The following is a 281-nucleotide window of genomic DNA, read 5'->3' on the forward strand; positions in this document are numbered from 1 at the left end:
AGCTGTTCCTCCAGCTCCGCCTTGTAGGCCTTCACCTCGGTCATGGTGTCCTCCATCAGGACCGTCAGTTCCTGGGTGACCTGTGCGGTCTGCAGTTCCTCTTGGACCTGGTCAGACAGCGTCTGCACCCAGCGCAGGTAATCCCAGAAGCGGCCCAGGGCCTGTTCCCAGGGCTGGTTGGTCTGCCATCCCACTCGATCTGTGACCTCCGGCTCCAGCTCCGGCTCCCCCTCCGCCAGACATCCTGCCAGCAACGTGACTGCCAGCACAGCCCACAGAGC

Annotated in this window: 1 protein-coding gene; it reads right to left on the reverse strand. The window is 63.7% G+C overall.

Annotated features, from left to right (window positions below; all coding sequences use genetic code 11):
- A partial coding sequence (locus CRJ03_RS19770; protein ID WP_165375190.1) for a hypothetical protein occupies positions 1 to 281 on the reverse strand: 281 nt, incomplete at both ends.

Origin of the sequence: Roseovarius nitratireducens, from assembly GCF_002925845.1 — a bacterium.
In the GTDB taxonomy this organism is placed as follows: Bacteria; Pseudomonadota; Alphaproteobacteria; order Rhodobacterales; family Rhodobacteraceae; genus Roseovarius; species Roseovarius nitratireducens.